12 protein-coding genes and 1 pseudogene are annotated in these 16,402 nt (G+C 71.3%); 10 read left to right on the forward strand and 3 right to left on the reverse strand.

Annotated features, from left to right (window positions below):
* The first annotated feature begins 368 nt into the window (after positions 1 to 368).
* The gene (locus J2S43_RS02900) at positions 369 to 1,358 is read left to right on the forward strand and encodes a TerC family protein (RefSeq protein WP_370881741.1); all 990 of its coding nucleotides are present in this window, start codon (positions 369 to 371) and stop codon (positions 1,356 to 1,358) included.
* A gap of 717 nt (positions 1,359 to 2,075) precedes the next feature.
* On the opposite strand, the gene typA is transcribed toward J2S43_RS02900, so the two are convergent.
* A complete protein-coding gene (gene typA, locus J2S43_RS02905) occupies positions 2,076 to 3,941 on the reverse strand; it encodes a translational GTPase TypA (RefSeq protein WP_306826985.1) in 1,866 nt (621 codons plus the stop codon).
* A 108-nt stretch (positions 3,942 to 4,049) separates the two neighbouring features.
* Between typA and J2S43_RS02910 the strand changes: the two are divergent.
* The 4 genes and pseudogenes from J2S43_RS02910 to J2S43_RS02925 all read left to right on the forward strand — a co-directional run.
* Positions 4,050 to 4,649, forward strand: a pseudogene (locus J2S43_RS02910) (DedA family protein); the annotation flags it as partial.
* Between the two features lie 97 nt (positions 4,650 to 4,746).
* Positions 4,747 to 6,438: a CocE/NonD family hydrolase gene (locus J2S43_RS02915; RefSeq protein WP_370881590.1), complete on the forward strand. Its 1,692-nt coding sequence runs from the start codon at positions 4,747 to 4,749 to the stop codon at positions 6,436 to 6,438.
* A 139-nt stretch (positions 6,439 to 6,577) separates the two neighbouring features.
* Positions 6,578 to 7,747 carry a sporangiospore maturation cell wall hydrolase GsmA gene (gsmA, locus tag J2S43_RS02920; RefSeq protein ID WP_306826986.1) on the forward strand — a complete coding sequence of 390 codons (1,170 nt, stop codon included), beginning with the start codon at positions 6,578 to 6,580 and terminating at the stop codon, positions 7,745 to 7,747.
* 12 nt (positions 7,748 to 7,759) lie between these two features.
* A complete protein-coding gene (locus tag J2S43_RS02925) occupies positions 7,760 to 8,824 on the forward strand; it encodes a glycosyltransferase (RefSeq protein WP_306826987.1) in 1,065 nt (354 codons plus the stop codon).
* Positions 8,825 to 8,935: 111 nt separating this feature from the next.
* Here J2S43_RS02925 and J2S43_RS02930 read toward each other — a convergent pair whose 3' ends face one another.
* On the reverse strand, positions 8,936 to 9,523 hold the full coding sequence (locus J2S43_RS02930) for a TMEM165/GDT1 family protein (RefSeq protein WP_306826988.1): 588 nt from the start codon (positions 9,521 to 9,523) through the stop codon (positions 8,936 to 8,938).
* A gap of 338 nt (positions 9,524 to 9,861) precedes the next feature.
* On the opposite strand from J2S43_RS02930, the gene J2S43_RS02935 reads away from it, so the two are divergent.
* The 3 genes from J2S43_RS02935 (at position 9,862) to J2S43_RS02945 (ending at position 13,439) form a co-directional block, all read left to right on the forward strand.
* Positions 9,862 to 12,210, forward strand: coding sequence for a putative bifunctional diguanylate cyclase/phosphodiesterase (locus tag J2S43_RS02935; protein WP_306826989.1), 2,349 nt, complete (start codon positions 9,862 to 9,864; stop codon positions 12,208 to 12,210).
* Positions 12,211 to 12,300: 90 nt separating this feature from the next.
* Positions 12,301 to 12,999, forward strand: coding sequence for a RibD family protein (locus tag J2S43_RS02940; protein ID WP_306826990.1), 699 nt, complete (start codon positions 12,301 to 12,303; stop codon positions 12,997 to 12,999).
* Complete coding sequence (locus J2S43_RS02945) at positions 12,996 to 13,439, forward strand: deaminase (protein WP_306826991.1); 444 nt, start codon at positions 12,996 to 12,998, stop codon at positions 13,437 to 13,439. The genes J2S43_RS02940 and J2S43_RS02945 overlap by 4 nt, the downstream gene beginning before the upstream one ends.
* Before the next feature lie 161 nt (positions 13,440 to 13,600).
* Here J2S43_RS02945 and J2S43_RS02950 read toward each other — a convergent pair whose 3' ends face one another.
* Positions 13,601 to 14,191 (reverse strand): TetR/AcrR family transcriptional regulator, encoded by a 591-nt coding sequence (locus tag J2S43_RS02950; RefSeq protein ID WP_306826992.1) that lies wholly within the window; start codon positions 14,189 to 14,191, stop codon positions 13,601 to 13,603.
* A gap of 107 nt (positions 14,192 to 14,298) precedes the next feature.
* On the opposite strand from J2S43_RS02950, the gene J2S43_RS02955 reads away from it, so the two are divergent.
* Together J2S43_RS02955 and J2S43_RS02960 are read left to right on the forward strand one after the other, a co-directional pair.
* Entirely contained in the window at positions 14,299 to 14,742 is a 444-nt protein-coding gene (locus tag J2S43_RS02955) for a MarR family winged helix-turn-helix transcriptional regulator (RefSeq protein ID WP_306826993.1), read from the forward strand.
* Positions 14,739 to 16,337, forward strand: a complete 1,599-nt coding sequence (locus tag J2S43_RS02960; RefSeq protein WP_306826994.1) for an MDR family MFS transporter — start codon at positions 14,739 to 14,741, stop codon at positions 16,335 to 16,337. Before J2S43_RS02955 ends, J2S43_RS02960 begins: the two co-directional genes overlap by 4 nt.
* The last annotated feature ends 65 nt before the right edge of the window (positions 16,338 to 16,402 follow it).

Genomic DNA, 16,402 nt, shown 5'->3' on the forward strand with positions numbered 1-16,402 from the left:
GTGCCGTCCGAGGGGAGTCATGACGCGGTCCGCGCCACGGAGCGTGTCGAGCGGCACTCCGAGCCCCCGTTCCGGGCCGCGCCGGAATGAGGCAGAATTGCGCGCGAAGGAGGGGAGTATTCCCCCTACGGCGGTGTCGTCAGCACGGTGGAAACCTGGACAAAGGGTTGACGCCCGGCGCCGTCGGTCACGGATTGTGCCATCCCGTGGCGGAAGAGACCTCCGGACAGTCACATACGAGTGCACGTCGCCGTGAGTGGGTATCTTCTTACTTCGCGTAAGTAGGGACCACTGCGGCGCAATGCTGTGTCTGCCGGAGGATTTCGTTGAACGTACCCGCCTGGGTCTGGGCCGTCACGCTGACCGCGATGGCCGTCGTGCTGATCATCGACCTCGTCATCATCGGGCGCCGCCCGCACGAACCCTCACCCCGTGAGTCCGGGATCTGGGTCAGCATCTACATCAGCCTCGCGCTGCTCTTCGGCGTCGGCGTCTGGCTCCTCGCCGGGCCTTCGTACGCCGGGCAGTTCTACACGGGCTGGCTCACCGAATACAGCCTGTCCGCGGACAACCTGTTCGTCTTCGTGGTCATCATGGGCCGCTTCGCGGTGCCCCGGCAGTACCAGCAGACGGTGCTGCTCGTCGGCATCATCCTGGCGCTCGTCATGCGCGGCGCGTTCATCGCCGCCGGTGCCGCGCTGATCACGCAGTTCTCCTGGGTGTTCTACATCTTCGGCGCGTTCCTCATCTACACCGCGATCAACTTCGCGCGGGAAGGGCTGGACGAGGAGTCCGAGGACTTCAAGGAGAACATTCTGATCCGGTGGAGCCGCCGCGCGCTGCCGATCTCCCCGAGCTTCGACGGCGCCCGCCTGACCACGGTGCACGCCGGCCGCCGGATGTTCACGCCGATGCTGATCGTCATGATCGCGATCGGGACCACCGACCTGATCTTCGCGTTGGACTCGATCCCGGCGATCTTCGGCATCACGCAGGAGCCGTACCTGGTCTTCACCGCGAACGTCTTCGCGCTGATGGGCCTGGTCCAGCTCTACTTCCTGCTCGGCAACCTGATCGAGCGCCTGGTCTACCTCTCCAAGGGCCTGGCGATCATCCTCGCGTTCATCGGCGTCAAGCTCGTCCTCGAGGCGCTTCACGAGAACAACCTGCCGTTCATCAACGGCGGCGAGCACGTCGAGTGGGCGCCGACGATCCCGATCTGGCTCTCCCTGGTCGTCATCCTCGGCACGCTGGTCATCGCCACCGTCGCCAGCCTGGTCAAGACGGCGGCCGACGACCGCAAGGAGGCGCGCCGCAAGGCCGCCGAGGCCCCCGAAGAGCCGGTTCTCAAGGCCTGAGAGAGCCGGTCACAAAGGCCTGAGATTGAGCCGGTCACAAAGGCCTGAGAGAGAGCCGGAGATAAAGGCCTGATGGAGAGCCGGTCTGAAGGCCGGGTCTGAAGGCCCGAGAGCATCTGAAGGCCAAGAGCAAGAGCTGGATATACCCGCTTCCGGCGTGGCCGGGCCCGCATGCTCCCGCGGGCACCGGTCGTCGCTGGCGCTCCTCCCTTCCGCATCCGTGTGGTCACCACGAACAAGAGCAGAGCGCCCCGCCCGCCGGAGACCGGCGAGCGGGGCGCTCTCGTTACGCTGCGCGGCGCCCTCGCGCCGCTGGGATCGGGCGCGCCTGTGCCGCTGGGATCGGGCGCGCCTGTGCCGCTGGGATCGGGCGCGCCTGCGCCGCTGGGATCGGGCGCGCCTGCGCCGCTGGGATGGGGCGCGCGTGTGCCGCTGGGATGGGGCGCGTGCGCCCGGTGGGATGCGGCGCCTTGGCGCCGCTGGGACGCGGACGGCGCAGTGGCGCAGTGGCGCAGTGGCGCAGTGGCGCAGTGGCGCACGCGTGGCTGCGTCGCGGGGTGGGCGGACCCTAGTGATCGGGGCGTCCCGCATGTCGTTGGAACGACATGCGGGACGCCCCGATCTTGGATTGCGGTCCGCCGTCCCACCTCATGATCCAGGCGTCATTCCAGCCGTTGGAACGGCTGGAATGACGCCTGGATCACCGCGTGGCGGTGGTCAGTTGGAGTGCTTGCGGCGGGCGGCGGCGCGGCCGCGCTCCTGCTGGTTGAGGATGACCTTGCGGATGCGGACCGCGGCCGGGGTGACCTCGACGCACTCGTCCTCGCGGCAGAACTCCAGCGCCTGCTCCAGGGAGAGCTTGCGCGGGGGGATCAGCTTCTCGGTCTCGTCGGAGGTGGAAGCCCGCATGTTGGTGAGCTTCTTCTCCTTGGTGATGTTGACGTCCATGTCGTCGGAGCGGGAGTTCTCGCCGACGATCATGCCCTCGTAGACCTCGGTGGTCGGCTCCACGAAGAGGCTGCCGCGCTCCTGCAGGTTCGTCATAGCGAACGCGGTGACCGGGCCGGAGCGGTCCGCCACCAGGGAGCCGTTGTTGCGGGTGCGCAGCTCGCCGAACCACGGCTCGTACTTCTCGAAGACGTGGTGCAGGATGCCGGTGCCGCGGGTGTCGGTCAGGAACTCGGTCCGGAAGCCGATCAGGCCGCGCGCCGGGACCAGCCACTCCATCCGGATCCAGCCGGTGCCGTGGTTGACCATCTGCTCCATCCGGCCCTTGCGGGTCGCCAGCAGCTGGGTGATCGCGCCGAGGTACTCGTCCGGCGCGTCGATCGTCAGGCGCTCGACCGGCTCGCAGGTCTTGCCGTCGATCTCCTTCGTGACCACCTGCGGCTTGCCGACGGTCAGTTCGTAGTTCTCCCGGCGCATCTGCTCGACCAGGATGGCCAGCGCCAGCTCGCCACGGCCCTGGACCTCCCAGGCGTCCGGCCGCTCGGTCGGCAGCACGCGCAGCGACACGTTACCGATCAGCTCGGCGTCCAGCCGGTCCTTGACCATGCGGGCGGTGACCTTCGCGCCCTTGACCTTGCCGACCAGCGGCGAGGTGTTGGTGCCGATGGTCATCGAGATGGCCGGCTCGTCCACCGTGATCAGCGGCAGGGCGACCGGGTTCTCCGCGTCCGCCAGCGTCTCACCGATCATGATCTCGGGGATGCCGGCGACCGCGATGATGTCGCCCGGGCCGGCCGAGGTGGCCGGCTTGCGCTCCAGGCCCTCGGTCATCAGCAGCTCGGAGATGCGGACCTTCGACATGGTGCCGTCGGTCTTGCACCAGGTGACGGTCGAGCCCTTGGTGATCGTGCCCTCGTGCACGCGGCAGAGCGCGAGACGGCCGAGGAACGGCGACGCGTCCAGGTTCGTCACGTGCGCCTGCAGCGGCGCGCCCTCGGTGAACGACGGCGCCGGGATCGTGTTCAGCAGCGTGGTGAACAGCGGCAGCAGCGAGTCGCTGTCCTCCGGGATCGTGCCGTCGGCCGGCTGGGTCAGCGAGGCGATGCCGTCGCGGGCGCAGGCGTAGACGATCGGGAAGTCGATCTGCTCCTCGTCCGCGTCCAGGTCCAGGAAGAGCTCGTAGGTGTCGTCCACGACCTCCTTGATACGGGCGTCCGGGCGGTCCACCTTGTTGATCACCAGGATGATCGGCATGCGGGCGGCCAGCGCCTTGCGGAGCACGAAGCGGGTCTGCGGGAGCGGGCCCTCGGACGCGTCGACGAGCAGGATGACGCCGTCGACCATGGTGAGGCCGCGCTCGACCTCGCCGCCGAAGTCGGCGTGGCCGGGGGTGTCGATGATGTTGATGGTGACCGGGTCGCCGGTCGGGGGCACGTACCGCACGGCGGTGTTCTTCGCCAGGATCGTGATGCCCTTTTCGCGCTCCAGGTCCATGGAGTCCATGACCCGGTCGGCGGCCTCGGCCCGGGCGGAGAACGCGCCGCCCTGCGTGAGCATGGCGTCGACCAGCGTGGTCTTGCCGTGGTCGACGTGGGCGATGATCGCAACGTTACGGAGGTCGGAGCGGGTCTGCATACCTTTAGTGTCCCCAACCTGCGATCTATTTGCCTAATCGGGGGTCGATCCCGCGTCGAGTGTGACAACTGAGTCTTGCGATGCTGTCCGGATGACCTCGGGAGTGCCGTGGAAGCCCTGGTAGAGCAGCTGGCGAGCCTGCCGCCCACGCTGATCTACCTGGTTGCGGCCGGGCTGGTGCTGCTGGAGACCGCGTCGCTGATCGGCCTGACCGTGCCGGCCGAGGCGACGCTGCTACTTGTCGGGTTTCTGGCGTCGCAGGGCCGGCTGCATCTCGGAGCCGCGCTGGTGGTGATGATCACGGCGGCCGGCGTGGGTGACTCGCTGGCGTTCCGGTCCGGTCGCCGGTACGGGCCACGACTGCGGGCGAGCGCGCTGGGCCGGCGGGTCGGTGCGGCGCGGTGGGCGCGCGCGGACGCGCTGATGACCCGGCACGGCGCGCGGGCGATGCTGCCGGTGCGCTGGGTGGCGTTCGTGCGCACGCTCGCGCCGCGGCTCGCCGGGAGCAGCGGCCTGCCGTACCGCCGCTTCCTGCCCTGGAATCTCGCCGGCGTGGTCAGCTGGGTCGGCGCGTCGATCCTGGCCGGTCATCTGGCGGGGGAGTCGTACCGGCGGATGTCCGCGGTGCTCGGCGGCGCGACCGGCGCGGTGCTGGCCGTGGCCGGCATCGTGGTGGCGACCCTGCTGACCGTCCGCGCGCTGCGGCGCCGCCGCGTGTGCACGCCCGGCCGAGCGGGGTAATCAGCAATCGACAGCGGATGATCAGGCGTGTGACCAGCGCGCCCGGACGAGTGGAGGGCCGAAAGTGATCGAGTCGGTGGCGGCGGCCGCGCTGGCGGCCGGGCTGGGCCTGCCGAAGGCGGCGGGAAACGCGATGACCATCGAACGTGACCTGTCGGTACGGGCCCGGGACGGCGTCATCCTGCGTACCGACCACTACGCGCCGTCCCAGGACGGGCCCGCCGTGCTGATCCGCACGCCCTACGGCCGGGGCGCCGCGATGCCGATGCTCGGCCGGCTGCTGGCGGCGCGCGGCGTGCACGTGGTGATCCAGTCCTGCCGGGGCACGTTCGGCTCGGGCGGGCGGTTCGAGCCGCTGGTCCACGAGCGCGACGACGGCCTGGACACGCTCGCCTGGCTGCGCCGCCAGCGCTGGTACGCCGGCCGCCTCGGCCTGTTCGGCGTCAGCTATCAGGGCGCCGCGCACTACGCGATCGCGGCGGACGCGGCGCCGGACCTGGCCGCCGTGGTGGCATCCGTGACCACCTCCGCGATGCGTGACCTGACCTACGCGGGCGAGGCGTTCTCCCTGGACACGGTGCTGACCTGGACCCAACTGCTGGAGTCGCGGACCGTGCCGTGGCTGTCCCGCCAGCTGGAACTGCGACGCAGCCAGCCGAGGCTGGCCGCCGGGTTCGCGCACCTGCCGCTGGCCGAGGCGGATCGGGTCGTGACCGGTGGCACGGTGCCGTTCTTCCAGCAGTGGCTGGCCGAGCACGCGGCCGGCGCGGAGTACTGGCGGGACCGGGTGTTCGGCGAACGGCTGGCCGAGGTGGACGCGCCGGTGCTGATGGTGGCGGGCTGGCACGACATCTTCCTGCCCGCGCAGCTGGACGACTTCGTGGTGCTGCGCGAGGCGGGCCGCCGGCCGAGCCTGACGGTCGGCCCGTGGACGCACGGCAGCGCCGGTCTCTTCGCGGCCACGCTCCGCGCCGGCGTGCCGTTCCTGCTGCGGCACCTGACCGCACCGGACGCCCGGCACCTGACCGCACCGGACGCCCGGCACCTGACCGTGCCGGACGCCCGGTCGTCCGGCACGGTCGACATCACGCTGACCGGCCGGCCCGAGCGCCGGGACGACTGGCCGCCGCGCTACCGCCCGGCCGCCTGGCACCTGCGGGCGGACCGGGAGCTGAGTGAGGAGCCGGCCGGAGCGGGCCCGCCGGACACGTTCACCTACGACCCGGCGGACCCGACGCCGTCGATCGGCGGGCCGGTGCTGGTGGCGCACCGGTCCGGGCCGGTGGACAACGCGCGGCTGGAGGCGCGCCCGGACGTGCTCACCTGGACGAGCGCGCCGCTCGCGCACGACCTGACCGCGATCGGGCCGGTGCGCGCGGAGATCTGGGAACGGAGCTCCCTTCCGTACCATGATGTCTTCGTCCGGGTCTGTGATGTGGATCGTGCGGGCGTCTCGCGGAACGTGTGCGACGGGCTGGTGCGGGTCACGCCCGGCCGCTTCGACGCCGACGCGGAGGGCGTGCAACGGGTGATCGTGCCGCTGTGGCCGATCGGGCACGTGTTCCGCGCCGGGCACCGGCTGCGCGTGCAGGTCAGCGGCGGTGCGCATCCGCGCTGGTCGCGCAACCCCGGCACCGGCGATCCGCTGGGCGCCGCGGTCACGCTCCGGGCGGCCGAACGCGAGGTCTTCCACGACGGGGTCCGGCGTTCCGCCGTGTTCCTGCCCGTCGAGACGCCGCCTTCGACCGGGTCGTAACCGCAGGTCAGGCCGTCGGCCTCCGACCGCGCTGAACAATCCTCGTTGCGAGCTGATTTCCGGAATCTCCCTTCATATCACCCTAATGGGCGCTTACGCTCGGTGGCGGATTCGTCTATGTCGGGAAGGGGGAACCGGCATGCGCAGCGGTTCCGTGGCTCGTCACCTGCGAAAGGGCGGCGGGCGGCATCGCAGGAAGGCCCGGGTTCCGGGCGCGGCGGGCATACGCAAGCTCGGCCCGGTCGCGCTGGTCGTGGCCGGCACCGTGGCCGCGCTCGGCGGCGCGCCGGTCGAGGCGCTCGGCGCCACGGCCGGCAGCACCGTGGACAGCCCGGGCACACCGCTCAACGTCCGCTCCGGCGGGTCGAGCGCGCACAAGAAGGTCGGTGCGCTCGCGGACGGCGCCGCGGTCACCGTCAGCTGTCAGGTCTTCGGCCAGCAGGTCGCGGGTGGTGTCCGGGACAGCCCGTACTGGCTGCGCCTAACCGGCGGCGGATACGTCTCGGACGCCTACGTGCGGTGGCGGCCGGAGCGGCCGCACGTCGCCTGGTGCGGGCCGGCCGCGGCGACCGTGCCGATCGCGCGGCCCGGCGACGCGCCCGGGCTCAACGTCCGGTCCGTCTCCAACACCGGCGGCCGTGAACTGCGGAAGATCGGGGACGGCGAGACGCTGCACGTGGTCTGCCAGGACTGGGGCGAGTCGGTGTCCGGCACCCAGCGCAGGAGCGCGGCCTGGAACAAGCTGGCCGAGGGCGGGTACGTGGCGGACGCGAACGTGGTCTGGCCGTCCTCGCCGACGCTGCCCTGGTGCGGGCAGGCGCCGCCGACCGTGCCGCCGGCCACGCCCGAGGCGTTCATCACCCGGGTCTCCGGCCCGGCCCAGGAGGGCATGCGGCGGTACAGCGTGCCCGCGTCCGTGACGATCGCGCAGGCGATCCTGGAGTCCGGGTGGGGCGGCAGCGGGCTGACCCGGCGCGACCACAACTACTTCGGGATCAAGTGCTTCGGCTCGCCGGCCGGGATCGCGGTCGGCTGCCGGACGTACGAGACCAGCGAGTGCGGCAAGAAGGGCTGCTTCCGGACGCGGGCGTCGTTCCGGGCGTACCGCAACGCGTCCGGCTCGATGCTCGACCACGGCCGCTTCCTGACCGTGAACCCGCGGTACGCGCCCGCGTTCGTGTGGGACTACGCGCCCGAGCGGTTCGCCCGGGCCATCCACAAGGCCGGGTACGCCACGTCGCCGACGTACGCGGACAACCTGATCAACATCATGCGCCGCTACGATCTCACCCGGTTCGACCTTCGATGACGGGGTGGCGGCATGGTGATGGGCGCGGCTCGGCGGGTGGCGCACGCGGTCCAGCGCGCGTCCGATCTCAAGGTGCGGCAGCCGCCCGCGCTGCGCACCGCCGCCGCCGGGGGTGACCGGCCGCCGACCGTCTACTACCTGACGCCGGACAACCCGCGGCCGAGCGGCGGGCTGCGGCAGATCTACCGGCACGTGGACCTGCTCAACGCGTCCGGGACCGCGGCGGCCGTGCTGCACCACGAGCGCGGGTTCCGGTGCGACTGGTTCCCGAACAGCACGCGCGTGGAGTCCGCGGCGGACGCGGTGCTCACGCCGGCCGACCTGCTGGTGGTGGCGGAGTGGTACGGGCCAGCCCTCGGCCGGCTGCCCGCGGAGCTGCGCAAGGTGATCTTCAACCAGAACGCCTACCGGACGTTCGACCAGCAGCCGTTCGAGACCACGCCGGCCGGTGCACCGCTGGCCGGCGTGGAGAACGTGCTGGCGCTGCTGGCCGTCTCCGAGGACAACGAGGAGTTCCTGCGGTACGCGTTCCCGCACCTGCCGGTCGGCCGGGCGCGGGTGGTGGTCGACACGGACCTGTTCTTCCCGGGCGACCGCGACGAGATCCCGGCGCGGCGCGTCGCCTACCTGCCGCGCCGTCGCCGGGCCGACGCCGAGCAGGTGCTGCATCTGCTGCGGGCGCGCGGCGCGCTCGACGGCTGGGAGCTGGTGCCGATCGACGGCGTGCCGGAGGCGCGGGTGGCGGAGCTGCTGCGCGGCGCGCCGGTCTTCCTCAGTTTCAGCGAGCGTGAGGGCTTCGGGTTGCCGCCGGCCGAGGCGATGGCCAGCGGTGCGTACGTGGTCGGCTTCACCGGGCTGGCCGGCCGGGAGTTCTTCGACGAGATGTTCAGCGTGCCGGTGCCGGAGGACGACGTGCTCGCCTTCGCCAAGCGCGCCGAGCAGGCATTACAGACCTACGATCAAGATCCCGCGGGGGTACGGGCGATGGGGCGCCTGGCCTACCACCACATCCGGGACCGCTACTCGGCCGACGGCCTGCGCGACGACCTCGCCGCGTTCTACAGCCGCTTCCTGTAGAGAACCGCCGCGCCGCCGCCGCCGCTCGCGTGCCGTGTGGCCCCGTGATGCAGGCGTCATTCAAGTCGATCTGACGGCTTGAATGACGCCTGCATCGCCGGTGTGGCCGGGTCAGGTGAGTTCGGCGACGGCTTCGGCGATCATCCAGACGCCGAAGAGCGCGAAGAGCACGGCCGCGCCGATCTTGATGGCCTTCTCCGGCAGGTGCCGGCCGAGCAGGCGGCCGACCACGATCGCCAGCGCGTCCGCGGCCACCATGCCGAGCGTGGAGCCGGCCCAGGTGCCGAACCAGCCGTACTGGGTGGCCAGCGTGATCGTGGCCAGCATGGTCTTGTCGCCCAGCTCCGCGATGAAGAACGCGACGCCGACCGCGAGCACCGCGGACCCGGTCGAGTGCTCGGCCTTCTGCTTCTCGTCGTCGGTCAGCACGTCGCCGCGCAGCGTCCAGGCACCGAAGAAGATGAACGCGATACCGGAGATCAGCGCGATCCAGCCGGTCGGCAGCGCGGCGCCCAGGCCGTAACCGATGCCGACCGAGGCGAGGTGCACCACCGCGGTGGCGATCGTGATGCCGAGCAGCACCGGCCACGCGCGGTAGCGCAACGCGAACGTCATCGCCATCAACTGCGACTTGTCGCCCAGCTCCGCGACGAAGATGACGCCGAAGCTGACGAGGAATGCGACTACGAAGCCTTCCATGAAGCCCTTCCGGTCCATGAGAAGCCGGATCAGGGCACGGGCGACCTCGACCCGGCTGTGTCCTGCGCACAGGCGTGCAACAGCCAGAGTCGAAGGTCTCGCCCGCCCCGGTGGTGAGACCGAGGCCGCGTGGCCGGACGACTTCCGAGGAAGACGTCAGTATGTCGACCACGACATTGGGAGCTACTCCCCTTCGCGAAGTCCGACTATAGCGGCCCTCGCCATGGTTACCAACCGTGACGGTCCCCACGGCGCTTTCCGAGAAACCACATATGTCGCCCGCCGGGTGGCCGATGGTGGCTGCCGGAAGCGGAAGCTCGAAGCACCCGGAGGCAGGCGTGACGATCGCTGAGCGCCCCGCGCCGTCCCGGACGCGGCCGCACCTGTGGCTGTGGTTCGTGATCGGCAGCGCTGCCCTGGCCGGCGTCGCCGTGGCGCTGCCCACGCTACGGCCGTTCGCCCTGCTCGGCGGCGAGATCACCGCGGTCGCCGCGGTGGCGGCCGGGATCCGCCTGCACCGGCCGCGCCGCACGCTGCCCTGGCGGTGCATCCTGGCCGGCGTCTCCGTGCCGCTGATCGCGAACCTCACCTGGATCGGGCTGTCGCTGGCCGGCCTGCACCCGCCGTATCCGGGGCCGGTCGACGCGTTCTACTTCCTGATGTACCCGCTGCTCCTCATGGGTATGGTGGCGCTGCCCGAGCGCGGCGGCCGTGGCGCCTGGCGGACCGGGATGCTGGAGACCGGCATCTTCGCCTGCGCGGGCGCGGTGCTCTACTGGACGCTGCTGGTCGACCCGCTGCTGAACAGCCGTGACGCGCAGCTGACCCCGGCCGGGCTGTTCGCCCTGTCGTACCCGCTGATGGATCTTCTGATTCTGTGCGGCGCGACGCGGCTCGCCCTGCTCGGCAGCGGGCGCCCTGGCTGGAGCCTGCTCGTGGTCGGCGCCGCGATCGCGCAGACGATCGGCGACACCCTGGTCTTCATCCACATCGTGGACGGCGGCGACGGGTGGATCGACCTGCTGCCCGCGTCGCTGTGCTGGCTGGCCGCGGCCGTGCTGGCCGGCGCGGCCGCGCTGCACCCGGCGATGGCCGCGGGCGGGCGGGTCTCCGACGTCCGGCGCACCCACCCGCACGCGATGTTCGCGAGCTACCTGGCACTGGTGCTGGTCGTGCCGACCGCCACCACGGTCTCGCTGCTGACCGAGCTGAGCTCCGGCTCGATCGACGGCCACGACGTCGTGGTGCCGATGGCCGCCACCGCGGTCACGCTGATGCTGCTGGTCACACGGCTGACCCAGATCGCCAGCCTGGCCGAGTCGCGAGCCCGCGCGCTGGTCCGCCGCGGCACCGCGCTGGAGCGTGCGCTGGCCCGGCAGGAGTCGCTGCAGGACGAGCTCAGCCACCAGGCGCTGCACGACCCGCTGACCGGCCTGCCGAACCGTCTGCTGCTGCGCCAGCGCGTCGAGGCCGCGCTGAGCGGACCGGTGCCGGCCACGCTGATCATGCTGGACCTGGACGGGTTCAAGGACATCAACGACCGGTTCGGGCACCCGACCGGCGACGCGCTGCTCGCGGTGATCGCGGCCCGGCTGCAGACCGGGCTGCGCTCCGGCGACACCCTCGCCCGGCTCGGCGGCGACGAGTTCGCGGTGCTGCTGGAGGACGTCCGCGACGTGGACGCGGTCCTCATCGGCGAGAAGCTGGTGCAGCTGGTCCGGCAGCCGGTCGAGGTCGGCGGCCACCGGCTGCACACCACGGCCAGCGTCGGCCTGCGCACGCTCGACTCCCGGCTCAGCACGTCCGAGATGCTCCGCGACGTCGACCTCGCGCTCTACGCGGCGAAGGCGGCCGGCAAGGACCGGGTGGTCAGCTTCGACGAGCGGCTGCGCGCCGAGCAGCTGCACCGCACCCGGACCGTGGACGGGCTGCGTGCCGCGATCGACCGCGCCGACTTCGCCGTGCACTACCAGCCGCTGGTCGACCTGCGCGACGAGCACACCGTGTCGGTCGAGGCGCTGGTCCGGTGGACGCCGAGCGACGGCAAGCCGATCCCGCCGGACCAGTTCATCTCCGTCGCGGAGGACTCCGGGCTGATCGTGCCGCTCGGCGCCTGGGTGCTGCGCCGCGCCTGCCTGGACGCGGTCGCCTGGCACCACCGGTACGGCGTGCGGCTCTCCGTCAACGTCTCCGTGCGGCAGCTGCGCGAGCCGGACTTCGAGCAGGTCGTCCGCGAGGCGCTGAAGGACTCCGGGCTGCCCGCGCACGCGCTCACGCTGGAGATCACCGAGAGCGTGCTGGTCGCGGACGGTGGCGGCGCCGCGATCGCCCACCTCACCTCGCTGCGCAGGATGGGCGTGAAGGTGGCGGTCGACGACTTCGGCACCGGCTACTCGTCGCTGGCGTACCTGCAGCACCTGCCGATCGACAGCATCAAGATCGACAAGGCGTTCGTGCCGGTCGAAGGGCCCGAGGGCCTCCAGCAGGTGTCGCTGATCCGGGCGATCATCGACCTCGCCCGCAGCCTCGCGCTCGGCACCGTGGTCGAGGGAGTGGAGACCGCGGAGCAGGCGCGCCTGCTGCAGAACCTCGGCTGCCACCTCGGCCAGGGATACCACTTCTCCCGGCCGATCACCGCCGACGCGGTCGAGCGACTGATCGCGGCCGACCGCGCGCACGCTTTTTGATGCGCGTCACGTGGGCATAAGCGCTTTTGCGCCCCCGCCGGGCCACTACGCTTGCGCTGTCGAGTTCGTCCGGCGCCGGGGGGTTGTGCCATGGGGTCGCAGCGTCCCTACACGTTGCTCAGCTGTGCCATGTCGGTCGACGGATACATCGACGACGCGTCCGCCGAGCGCCTGATCCTCTCCAACGACGCCGACCTCGATCGCGTCGACCTGATCCGTGCCACCTGCGACGCGATCCTGGTCGGCGCCAGCACGGTCCGCCGGGACAACCCGCGGCTCGTGGTCCGCTCCCGGATCCGCCGCGGCGACCGGGTCGCGCGCAGCCAGCCGCCGTCGCCGGTCAAGGTCACGCTCACCCGGTCCGGCGTGCTGGACCCGGCCTCGCACTTCTTCACCGTGGGCGACGCGCCGAAGCTCGTCTACACCGCTTCATCGGCCTTCACCGCGCTTTCCGCGTCGCTGGACGGGCTGGCCACCGTGATCGACGCGGGCCCGGACGTCGCGCTCGACTGGGTGCTCGCCGACCTCTCCGCCCGCGGCGTCCACCGGCTCATGGTGGAGGGCGGCGCGGCCGTGCACGCGGAGTTCCTCACCGCCGGGCTGGTCGACGAGCTGCAGCTGGTGGTGGCGCCGTTCCTGGTCGGGGACCCGGCCGCGCCCCGGTTCGCCGGCGGCGGCGCGCTGGCCTGGCCGTCCGGCCAGCGGATGACCGTCGCGGAGGTCCGCAAGATCGACGACGTGGTGCTGCTGCGCTACCTGCTCACCGACCGGTTCGAGGTGCCGGTGTGACACCGGACCTGCTGTGGCTGCACCGGGCGGTGGAGCTGTCGCGGCTGTGCCCGGTCTCGGAGACCGCGTTCGCGGTGGGCGCGGTCGTGGTCGGCGCGGACGGCCGGGAGCTGGCCACCGGCTACTCGCGCGAGACGGACCCGCACGACCACGCGGAGGAGACCGCGCTGCGCAAGCTGCGCGGCGTGGATCTGAGCGGCGCGACGATCTACAGCTCGCTGGAGCCGTGCAGCCGGCGCGCGTCGCACCCGCGGACCTGCGCGGAACTGATCCTCGCGGCGGGCGTCCCGCGGGTGGTCTACGCACTGCGCGAGCCGCCGGTCTTCGTGGAGGGCGACGGCGCCGCGCTGCTCACCGCCTGCGGCGTCCAGGTGATCCACCTGGACGAACTCGCCGACGAGGTGCGCCGGATAAACGCCCACGTGCTGTCACTGCACTGACCCGCTCTCGTTGCTTCGGCCGGGTCTCTTCCGGGCGCTTCGGGCTGACTGTCGCCGGGGGCCCCGCGCCCGATATGTCGATTCAACGATCGCTTTGAGCTGCATCGACTGCGCGCTTTTCTCGCGCGGCGGCGGGCACGCCGGGAGCGCCGAAAGCGTCGTCAGTCCGGGAAGGCGGGGCGGATGACGAGCAGGGCGGCGTCGACCAGGTCGGGCAGCGGGGTCGTGCCGTTCTCCTCGATCCACTGGGTGGTGGCGACGCGGACCGCGGCCATGCTGGTCGCGGCCAGCAGGCGGGCCGGGAGACCGGGTGCGGCGCCGCGGGCGGTGAACTCCGCGGCCAGCTCCTGCTCCGCCTCCGCGTAGATCGCGGTCTGCCGGCTGATCAGCGTGGGCTGTTTGCGCAGCAGCCGCAGCTGCGCGGTGACGCCGGGCCCGCGTGAGCCGAACGTGTCCCGCAGCGCCACCATCGTCTCGCGCAGCGCGGTCCACGGCGTCTCGTCCGCCGGCCGGGCCCGGATCGTGTCCAGGAACGTGCCCATCCGGACCTGGTCGCCGTGCAGCAGCGCCTCCTCCTTGCCGGAGAAGTAGTTCGAGAACGTGCGGCGGGACACGTCGGCCGCGTCCGCGATCGCCTCGACCGTCACGCCGGCCAGCCCGTCGCGGAGCACCAGGCGCAGCGCCGCCTCGTGCAGCGCGAGCCGGGTGGCGGCCTTCTTGCGCTCCCGAAGCCCGAGCGCCTGCGAATCCATGGTGCAGAGCCTACGGCCCGTGTGATCCGTTTCCCAATGGGCAAACTTGCGCAGTGGGCAAGTTCGGAGGAAGCTTGCATGTGCCAACCACATGAGGGGCGGCTGTGATGGAGACCGAACTGATCGGCCGGATGCAGGAGCAGCAGCGGGTGCTGCGCCTGGCGAAGCAGGCCCGGCCCTCCGGTGGCGTACCGCCGGGTCTGCTGGGTCTGCTCGCGGAGCTGGACCGGCTCAGCGGCCGGGAGTGCCACCTGAAGGAGCTCGCGGCGCACACCTACCTCGATCCGTCGACGGTCAGCCGCGCGGTCGCGCACCTCGTCTCGCTGGGGCTGGTCGCGCGCACGCCGGACCAGGAGGACCGCCGCGCCAGCGTGCTGAGCGTGACGCCGAAGGGGCGGGACGCGATCGCCGAGCTGCACGAGTGGTACCGCACGGTCGCCGCGGGTGCGCTCAAGGGCTGGACCCCCGTGGAGATGGACGACTTCGCCCGTATGCTCGCCCGCTTCTCGCGGGACATGACCACGTACCTGTCCGAGGAGGACACGCCATGAGCGCCACCACCGCACCACCCGCGGAGACGATGAGTCACCGCCAGATCCTGGAGGCGCTCAGCGGTCTGCTGCTGGCGCTCTTCGTCTCGATGCTCAGCGCCACGATCGTCTCGAACGCGCTGCCGCAGATCATCGGATCGCTCAACGGCTCGCAGACCCAGTACACCTGGGTCGTCACGGCCACGCTGCTGACCTCCACCGTGACCACCCCGATCTGGGGCAAGCTGTCCGACCTGGTCAGCAAGAAGACGCTGATCCAGGTCTCGATCGTGATCTTCCTGCTCGGCTCGTTCGTGAGCGGCTTCGCGCAGGACACGCCCCAGCTGATCGCGGCGCGTGCGTTCATGGGCATCGGCGTCGGCGGCCTCCAGGCGCTGGTCCAGGTGGCGATCGCCGCGATGATCCCGCCGCGTGAGCGCGGGCGGTACAACGGTTACCTCGGTGGCGTGATGGCGCTGGCCACGGTGGCCGGCCCGCTGATCGGCGGCGTGATCGTGGACACCGACTGGCTCGGCTGGCGCTGGTGCTTCTTCATCGGCATCCCGTTCGCGCTGGTCTCGCTGTTCCTGCTGCAGGCCACGCTGAAGCTGCCGGTGCTCAAGCGCGACGACGTGCGGATCGACTACCTGGGCGCGTCGCTGATCGCGGCCGGCGTCAGCATCCTCCTGATCTGGATCTCGTTCGTCGACGACTCGTTCGCCTGGGTCTCCTGGCAGACCGGCGCGATGGTCGGCGCCGGCCTGGTGCTGCTCGCGCTGGCCGTCTGGGTCGAGTCGCGGGTGAAGGAGCCGATCGTCCCGCTGGACATCGTCCGGCAGCGCACCCCGGCGCTCAGCATCCTGGCCAGCCTCGCGGTCGGCATGGCGATGTTCGGCGGCGCGGTCTTCCTCGGCCAGTACTTCCAGATCGGGCGCGGTTACAGCCCGACCGAGGCCGGCCTGCTCACCATCCCGATGATGGCCGGCGTGCTGATCTCGTCGATCGTCGCGGGCCGCATGATCACCAAGAGCGGCAAGGTCAAGCCCTACATCCTCACGGGTACGGTGGTGCTGGTCCTCGGCTTCCTGCTGCTCTCCACGATCGATCACCAGACGTCGCTCTACCTGGTCGGCGGGGCCATGCTGCTGGTCGGCGCGGGCGTCGGCCTCTCCATGCAGAACCTGATCCTGGCCGTGCAGAACGACGTGCCGCTCAAGGACATCGGCGCGGCCAGCGCGACCATCACGTTCTTCCGCTCCCTCGGCGGCACCATCGGCGTGTCGGTGCTCGGCGCGGTGCTGGCCCGCCAGGTGAACGACTCGATCACCCGGGACCTGACCGCGGCCGGCATCCCGGCCGGCGGCGACTCCGGCACCAGCGCGCTGAACCTCTCCGCGCTGCCCGAGGCGGTGCAGGAGATCGTGCGCGCCGCGTACGGCGACGCGACCGGCCACATCTTCCTGATCTCGGCCGCGATCGGCGTGATCGGCATCGTGGCCGCGATCTTCCTGAAGCCGACCACGCTGCGTTCCAGCCTCGACCTGGGCGAGAAGCTCGAGGTCGCGGAGCAGCTGCAGGTCACCGAGGACGGCCCGGTCGCCAAGGCCCGCCCCTGACCGCACTCACCGCCTGATCGAGGCGTCCCCACGCGGGGGCGCCTCGATCGTCGTTCCGGGGAGAC

It is taken from the genome of Catenuloplanes nepalensis (genome assembly GCF_030811575.1).
GTDB lineage: Bacteria > Actinomycetota > Actinomycetes > Mycobacteriales > Micromonosporaceae > Catenuloplanes > Catenuloplanes nepalensis.

Bases quoted from the DNA above. Each gene is read 5' to 3' on its own strand.
- J2S43_RS02900 (WP_370881741.1), top strand. From the start codon at position 369: ATGGCCGTCGTGCTGATCATCGACCTCGTCATCATCGGGCGCCGCCCG.
- typA (WP_306826985.1), bottom strand. From the start codon at position 3,941: ATGCAGACCCGCTCCGACCTCCGTAACGTTGCGATCATCGCCCACGTC.
- gsmA (WP_306826986.1), top strand. From the start codon at position 6,578: ATGCGCAGCGGTTCCGTGGCTCGTCACCTGCGAAAGGGCGGCGGGCGG.
- J2S43_RS02925 (WP_306826987.1), top strand. From the start codon at position 7,760: ATGGTGATGGGCGCGGCTCGGCGGGTGGCGCACGCGGTCCAGCGCGCG.
- J2S43_RS02930 (WP_306826988.1), bottom strand. From the start codon at position 9,523: ATGGAAGGCTTCGTAGTCGCATTCCTCGTCAGCTTCGGCGTCATCTTC.
- J2S43_RS02940 (WP_306826990.1), top strand. From the start codon at position 12,301: ATGGGGTCGCAGCGTCCCTACACGTTGCTCAGCTGTGCCATGTCGGTC.
- J2S43_RS02950 (WP_306826992.1), bottom strand. From the start codon at position 14,191: ATGGATTCGCAGGCGCTCGGGCTTCGGGAGCGCAAGAAGGCCGCCACC.
- J2S43_RS02955 (WP_306826993.1), top strand. From the start codon at position 14,299: ATGGAGACCGAACTGATCGGCCGGATGCAGGAGCAGCAGCGGGTGCTG.
- J2S43_RS02960 (WP_306826994.1), top strand. From the start codon at position 14,739: ATGAGCGCCACCACCGCACCACCCGCGGAGACGATGAGTCACCGCCAG.